Below are 7019 nucleotides of genomic sequence, written 5' to 3'. Positions count from 1 at the left end.
TCGGAGGCTAAGACCTGCCCCCCCAGAACATGTGGGCAAAGATGAGTCTCTCAGGAAGGGGGGAGTCAATGCAATTTTCAGTTGCGATTGTGCGCCTCCCGGGTGTCTCTCATGCCACCCCCTTTTCTTCAGCGTCGCCGGCTTCCTGGGCTTCGCAGCCGGGCAGGCTGAGTTCCCGCTGGATCGCCTGCCGCAGTGGCGGTAGGTGCTGATACCCCCGGATGCGCCGGAGCCGCGGCTCGATGTCCAGCAGAGCCGCCGCGAGCCAGCGGTGCTTCTGTGAGGAGTTCTTCCAGTGGCACACGCGGCCCGTCCGGGTCTCGACCTGGCTGAAGACCGACTCCAGGCAGTTCGTCGTCTTCAGGCTGATGCCCACCAAGGGGAAGACCACCAGGCGGTGAAGCGTCAGCGTCTCCTCGAGGCCTTCCTCCAGGCTCTTGACGGCCGAGAGGTTGCGCTCCTCGAGGTCGCGGCGGATCTCCTTCAAGGCGGTCTTCGCCTCCTCGTAGGTCGGCCGCTCGTAGGCACGCTGGAGGCGCCGCCGCCACCACGCCTTCTCGCTCTTCGAGAGGTGGTCCACCACATTCTCGCGCTTGTGCCACTGGCAGCGATGCACCAGGGCCTTCTTCCCGAAGGCCCGCCGCACCGCGGCCCGAAGGCCCTTGCCGCCGTCGAGCACCACGAGGATGCCCTGGGCAATCTTCAGGCCACGGTCCAAGAGGCTTCGAAGGAAAGGCGTCAGAATCTCGGCGTTCTCCGTGCTCGCCTCGACAAAGCCGAGAACGACCTTATGGCCGTCGAGCGTGACGCCCAGAGCGGTCACCATCGTGTCCGCGGCGAAGGCCTTGCCATCAAGGACCATGGCCACCAGGTCGATGCCCGAGAGGTCGCGCTCGCACAGCTCGCGGAGCTTCGCCGAACTCGCCTCGATGAACTACCGAGACACCGTCGAGGCCGACAGCCCGATCGAGCCAGGAACGGCGGCTGCTGCCGCCTCGTAGTCGTGGCAAGACAGCCCGTAGAGCACCCGCCGCAGGAGGGTCTCATCCACCGACCCCGAAGCCGCTCGCAAGGCCTGGAGGGAGGCCAGAGGGACTTCCTGGCCCTCCGCCAGGTTCCGCACCCGAGGCACGTTGAGCGGCACGCGCTGGCCCGCCAGGCGCACGCTCGAGCGATTCGAGCCGTGGCGAGCCAGGCCAGGCTGACCGCCTTCCCGGCAGTAGCGCGCCCCGGCCAGCTGCGTCACGTCGTCGGCCAACGTCTGCTCCACCGCCCTCAGGCCCAGCGGGATGAGGTCCCGGATGAGTGCCACCTTCGCGTCCAACTCCATCCCCGCGAACTCCTCTGCGCTCACCACGGTCAGCTCCCCCAAGACCCGCCGCTTCTTGCCTCGACGGCTACCACCTGCTACACTTCTCATTGCCGGCTCCTTTCTTCCTGGTTGGGGTTCCCAACGAACCAGGTTAGACACAGCCAGTGTGAAGGGAGCCGCCTTTCATTTCAACTAAGAATAGCACAAAGTCAAAAGTGAGCGCGGAGAGCGAGAAGTGAGCAGGCGCGAGGACGGTGTTCGGTTGTCGGGCGTCGCTTGTCGGCGCTCAGGGTTCGCCTGATTCGCTCGATTCGCGGTTTCACTGACCGGGGAGGACGAGTCGGGCGAACTTGCGTTTGCCGACGCGCAGGACTTCGCCGCCTTTGAGGTTCAGGCGGGCGTCCACGCTTTCGATGCGGGTGCCGTCGAGCGATACGCCGCCCTGGGCGATGAGGCGACGCGCTTCGCTGCTGCTGGACGCAAGTGCAGTGTCCACAATGAGTTTGACGATCCAGACGCCGGCCGGCTCGAAGAGGCCGGGAGGGACCTCGACAGAGGGGATGTCGCCGGGCAGGCCGCCTTCGCGGAAGACTTTGTCGAACTCGGCGGCGACGGAGGCGGCGTCGGCCTGGGTGTGGTAGAAGGCGACTATCTCCTTGGCCAGCCGCACTTTAGCGTCGCGCGGGTGGCCGGCGAGGAGGGTCTCGACCTCGGGCAGGGGCAGGTTGGTGAGGAGGATGTAGTAGTCGCGCATGAGGTTGTCAGGTATAGACATGAGTTTGCCGAACATCTGGGCTGGCGGGTCGGTGACGCCGATGTGGTTGCCGAGGCTCTTGGACATTTTGTTGACGCCGTCGAGGCCGGGCAGGATGGGGGTGGTGATGCAGACCTGGGGTTCGAGGCCGGCGTCGCGCTGGAAGTCGCGTCCTACCATGAGGTTGAAGGTCTGGTCGGTGCCGCCGAGTTCGACGTCGGCCTTGATTTCGACGCTGTCCTGGCCTTGCATGAGGCAGTAGACGAATTCGTGGAGGGCGATCGGGTTGCCAGCGGCGTAGCGCTTGGCAAAGTCGTCGCGCTCGAGCATGCGGGCGACGGTCATCTTGCCGGCGAGACGCAAGACGTCCAGGAAGCTCATCTTGCGGAACCAGTCGCCGTTGCGGACGACTTCGAGGCGGTCGCTGCGGAGGATGTGGGAGACTTGGGCGACATAGGTCTGGGCGTTAGCTTCGACCTGGTCGTAGGTGAGCTGGGGACGAGTCTTGGAACGGCCCGATGGGTCGCCGACCATGGCCGTGTAGTCGCCGATGATGAGGACCGCGGTGTGGCCTAAGTCCTGGAATTGCCGTAGCTTGCGAAGGACAACGGTGTGGCCAAGGTGGATGTCGGGGGCGGTGGGGTCTACGCCGAGCTTGACGCGGAGGGGCCTGGCTTCGGCGAGGGAGCGCGCGAGCTTGCTGCGGAGTTCGTCCTCGGTGACGATGCCGCCGGGCACGACGCCGCGGCGTATCACGTCAAGCTGGCGCTCGACTTCGGTGCTCATGGGCGGCGCCCTTGTACGAAATGGCCCGGGCTCGCGGGCCAGTGCTGGCTGCCTCGCGGCCCGGGCCAAGGGGGTGCGGAGTAGCGGAGCGCCTACGTTTCGGTTCCGGCCTGGTCGCCGCCGGCCGAGGGCTTGCCGGCGGAGGCGTCCTCGGGCTTCGGCGGGGCCTTCGGGGCCTCGGCCTTGCGGACCCGGCTGGCGAGGGCGTCGAGGCCCTCGATGCTGCTCATGCGCGGCCGCTCGGTGGTGACTTCCTCGAGGGCTGCGCGCTCGGCGCGCTCGTCCATTTCGCGCTCGGTCTCAAGATCGGCTTGGCTCACCTGACGCAGGCTGAGGCCGATTTTCCGGTCGCGCGTGTCCACGCGGATGATGCGGACCTCGACCTCGTCGCCGACCTGGACCACTTCTTCTGGCGTTTCGACCTTGCGGTCGGCGAGTTCGGAAATGTGCAGAAGGCCCTCCAACTCGGGCTCGAGTTCCACGAACACACCAAAGCTGGTCAGCTTGGTGATCTTGCCGCGGGCGATGTCGCCGACGTGGTACTTGCTGGGAATCTCCTCCTGCCAGGGGTCCGGCTTGAGTTGCTTGAGACCAAGGGCGACGCGCTTCTTCTCCTGGTTGACACTGAGGACCACGGCCTCCACCTTGTCGCCCTTCTTGAGCATCTCGGACGGGTGCGTGACCTTCTTCGTCCAGCTCATGTCCGAGATGTGCAGCAGGCCGTCAATGCCCTGCTCGATCTCGATGAAGGCGCCGTAGTTGGCCAGGTTGCGCACGCGGCCCTTGATGACGGTGCCCGGCGGGAACTTCTCTTCGACGACCTCCCAGGGGTTCGCCTCGGTCTGCTTCATGCCGAGGGAGATCTCCTCCTTGGAAAGGTCAATGCCCAGCACCACCACCTCGACCGTGTCGCCGATGGCGACCAGGTCGCCGGGATGGTTGATGCGGCGGGTCCAGCTCATCTCGGAGATGTGCACGAGGCCCTCGACGCCATCTTCGAGTTTCACGAAGGCGCCGTAGCTCACAATGTTCACCACCTGGCCGCGCACGCGCGAGCCCACGGGGTACTTCTGCTCGATGCCCTCCCACGGGCTGGGCGTCTTCTGCTTGAGGCCCAGCGAGATCTTCTCCTTCTCGCGGTCCACGTTGAGGATCATCACCTCGACCTCTTCGTCGATCTTCAGCATCTCGCTCGGGTGGCTGATCCGGCCCCAGCTCATGTCGGTGATGTGCAGCAGGCCGTCTATGCCGCCCAGGTCAATGAAGGCGCCGAAGTCGGTGATGTTCTTCACCACGCCCTTGCGCAGCTCGCCGATCTTGATCTCGGCCAGGAGCTTCTTTTTCTGCTCCTCGCGCCGCTCTTCGATCAGCTTGCGGCGCGAGACCACGATGTTCCGCCGCTCCTTGTCAATCTTGATGATCTTGCACTCGAGTTCCTGCCCGATGTAGTCGGCGATATCGCCGGTCCGGCGGATGCTGATCTGCGAGGCGGGCAGGAACACCGGCACACCGATATCCACGAGCAACCCGCCCTTGATCTTGCGGATGGCCGTGCCGCGCACGATGTCGCCCTCGGCGTTGTTCTCGATCACGCGCTCCCAGCCGCGGATGCGGTCGGCCTTGCGCTTTGAGAGGACGATCATCCCGGCCTCGTCCTCCACCGCCTCGAGCAGCACCTCCACCTTGTCGCCCCGCTTGACCTGGTGGGCCCGGTCGCCGAACTCGTCCAGGTAGACCAGCCCCTCGCTCTTGTAGCCGATGTCAATGATCACGTCGTTGCCGCGGCGGTCAATGACCCTGCCCTCGAGGATCGTGCCCACCTCGAAGTTGCGGATGGACTTGTCGTAGAGGGTGCCGAGTTCGTCCAGGCTCTGCCCTTCGAGGGCCGCCTGCACCTCGCCGTCAAGCCATTCCCTGTCCTTGCCGATTTCCTTCACCAATTCGTTTGCGCCCATTCCGGGAACACACCTCGAAACTCAAAAAGAGGCCCGGGAACCCCTGGCGGCCGCCCCTCACAACGAGGGACCTGAACGCCGCCACGGCAGCCGGCCCATCCCATAGGCCGGCCGTTCATTCACGCGTTCTCAAGTCCTCCAGCAGCGCCACCACGCGCCGCCTCACCTCGTCGGCGGCCGCCACCGCGGCCGCCTTGCCCGACTCGGGCGGCGCCAGCGGCTCGCCGTAGGCCACCCGCACCCGCCCCCAGGTCGGCACCTTGCGCCAGCGGGGCCACACGTCCATCCCCCCATCCACCGCCACGGGCACCACGGGCACCTGGGCCCGGGCCGCCACCACGGCGAAGCCGGGCTGGAACACGCCCACCGCCCCATCGTGCGACCGGGTGCCCTCCGGGAACAACACCAGCCCCTGGCCCCGACGCAACAGGTTCACCGCCGTGCGGATGGCCGACACATCGGCCGCCCCGCGCTCCAGCGGCACCGCGTGCTGCCCGCGCAGCAGGCCGCCCAGCAGCGGCACATCGAACAGCGTGCTCCGCGCCATGAAGTACACCTGGCGCCCCAGACCCATGCCCACCGCCGGCGGGTCGAGGAAGCTCTGGTGGTTCGCCGCCAGGATCACGCCCCCCTCCCGCGGCACCCGCTCGGCACCCCAGACTCGGATGCGAAAGAACAAGATGAACGCCAACTGGTAGAAGAGCCGCCAGCAGGCGTAGCCGAAGTCGTTATCGCTCAGGCCCGGTGGCCCATCGCCCGAAGCAGCCGTTCGACGACCTCCTCAACGGAGAGCCTCGTGGTATCCACCCGCACGGCGCCCTCCACCTGGCGGAGCGGGGCCGCCTGGCGCGAGCTGTCGCGGCGGTCGCGCGCCGCGATCTCGTCCACCAGCCGCCCCTCGTCGGCCTCCTCGCCGCGCTCGCGCAGGTCAACGGCACGGCGCCGGGCCCGCTCCTCCACCGACGCGTCGAGGTAGAATTTGTGCTCCGCCTTGGGAAAGACCACGCTCGCCATGTCGCGGCCTTCGGCCACGATCGAGCGCTCCTGGGCGAACCGCCGCTGGAGTTCCACCATCCGGCGCCGCACCTCGGGGAACACCGAGATGCGCGATGCCGCGTCGCCCACGGCTGCGCTGCCCAAGGCGGCGCTCACATCCGTGCCGTCCACCCGCGCCACGCAGCATCCGTCGTCGGCCACGCGCACATCAATCGCCGTGGCATCCGCCAGACGCGCCAGCGCCGCCTCATCGTCCAGCGGCGTGCCCGTCTCCAGCGCCTTCCAGGCCAGCGCGCGGTAGAACGTCCCACTCGGCAGATACACATAGCCCAGACGGGCCGCCAGCGCGCGAGCCACCGTCGTCTTCCCGGCGCCGGCCGGTCCATCAATGGCCACGACCTTCTGGTGCATTCCGCCCTCGCGCGGGCCGCTGGGGCCGCAAGTCGCAAGTTCTTAATTGTATCGTATTCGGCAGGCAAGTCAAGGAAAAAACTCGGGCCGCGGCGGGCCGGAGTTGTAGGTGGTTTCTGATGCGAGAACCCCCGGAACAGGGGAAGGCCCGCGGCAGAGGTAGCCGCGAGCGTCCCGCTTGCGGCTCTCTTCATTCGTTCGACAAGCGGGACGCTTGTCGCTACAAGAATCCGCAGCAGAAGCTACCTACAGAAATGGCCCACACCCACTCGGGCCGGGACGGGCCGGAATTGTGGGTGGCTGCGGGAGCTCCGAAGCAGCGGAATGGGATAGCCCAGGCAGCACCCTTCCCCTTGCCCACCATGTTCTCGAGAGTCCGTCCCCAGGGCTCCCTTCGGCCGCCCTGGGCTACGGCCCGGTCGCCCGGGTTCGCGGGGTACGAGGCCCTGCCAGGTGGGCAAAGATGAGGGTGTTGCCCTGGCTACACATGCGATCCCTCCAGGCTCCAGAGAGGATCACCCTGCCTACAATGCCGGCCCACACCTTCTCGCCCCTGCGCTCCGCGTGGGGGCGATGATGCGGACGCTCCCGCGTCCAACCCCAACCTCCCGCGGGTTCGCAACCCGCGGGAGGTTCCTGCTCCGGAGGCGAAGCGGCCACAGTGCGGCCACGAGGCCCGTCCCCACGCAGAGCGCAGGCACGAGGAGAGAGCTTTTCGCATTGAAAACAGCCCGGACGGCGCTATAATCGAGGAGATTGCAGCGGTTCCTCCCGGTGCGCACATCCCGCGCTGCTCGGTGCGCGA

Annotated in this window: 6 protein-coding genes; all 6 read right to left on the bottom strand. The window is 66.8% G+C overall.

All coding sequences use genetic code 11. The features are described from left to right. Window positions 1–109: 109 nt before the first annotated feature. Window positions 110–862 (bottom strand): transposase, encoded by a 753-nt coding sequence (locus PLE19_19700; GenBank protein HPD17175.1) that lies wholly within the window; start codon window positions 860–862, stop codon window positions 110–112. A 72-nt stretch (window positions 863–934) separates the two neighbouring features. Beyond that, window positions 935–1420 (bottom strand): hypothetical protein, encoded by a 486-nt coding sequence (locus tag PLE19_19695; GenBank protein ID HPD17174.1) that lies wholly within the window; start codon window positions 1418–1420, stop codon window positions 935–937. Between the two features lie 211 nt (window positions 1421–1631). Next, complete coding sequence (gene tyrS / locus PLE19_19690) at window positions 1632–2852, bottom strand: tyrosine--tRNA ligase (GenBank protein HPD17173.1); 1221 nt, start codon at window positions 2850–2852, stop codon at window positions 1632–1634. A gap of 92 nt (window positions 2853–2944) precedes the next feature. Next, on the bottom strand, window positions 2945–4807 hold the full coding sequence (locus PLE19_19685) for a 30S ribosomal protein S1 (GenBank protein ID HPD17172.1): 1863 nt from the start codon (window positions 4805–4807) through the stop codon (window positions 2945–2947). Window positions 4808–4922: 115 nt separating this feature from the next. Further along, entirely contained in the window at window positions 4923–5486 is a 564-nt protein-coding gene (locus tag PLE19_19680; protein HPD17171.1) for a lysophospholipid acyltransferase family protein, read from the bottom strand. A gap of 56 nt (window positions 5487–5542) precedes the next feature. After that, complete coding sequence (cmk, locus tag PLE19_19675) at window positions 5543–6214, bottom strand: (d)CMP kinase (protein HPD17170.1); 672 nt, start codon at window positions 6212–6214, stop codon at window positions 5543–5545. Between the last annotated feature and the right edge of the window lie 805 nt (window positions 6215–7019).

This window comes from Planctomycetota bacterium, assembly GCA_035384565.1.
Lineage (GTDB): Bacteria > Planctomycetota > PUPC01 > DSUN01 > DSUN01 > DAOOIT01.
The sequence above is the reverse complement of the archived record's forward strand: the minus strand, read 5'-3'. Positions and strand labels throughout refer to the sequence as shown.

Bases quoted from the DNA above. Each gene is read 5' to 3' on its own strand.
- PLE19_19685 (HPD17172.1), bottom strand. From the start codon at position 4,807: ATGGGCGCAAACGAATTGGTGAAGGAAATCGGCAAGGACAGGGAATGG.
- PLE19_19695 (HPD17174.1), bottom strand. From the start codon at position 1,420: ATGAGAAGTGTAGCAGGTGGTAGCCGTCGAGGCAAGAAGCGGCGGGTC.
- cmk (HPD17170.1), bottom strand. From the start codon at position 6,214: ATGCACCAGAAGGTCGTGGCCATTGATGGACCGGCCGGCGCCGGGAAG.
- PLE19_19700 (HPD17175.1), bottom strand. From the start codon at position 862: ATGGTCCTTGATGGCAAGGCCTTCGCCGCGGACACGATGGTGACCGCT.
- tyrS (HPD17173.1), bottom strand. From the start codon at position 2,852: ATGAGCACCGAAGTCGAGCGCCAGCTTGACGTGATACGCCGCGGCGTC.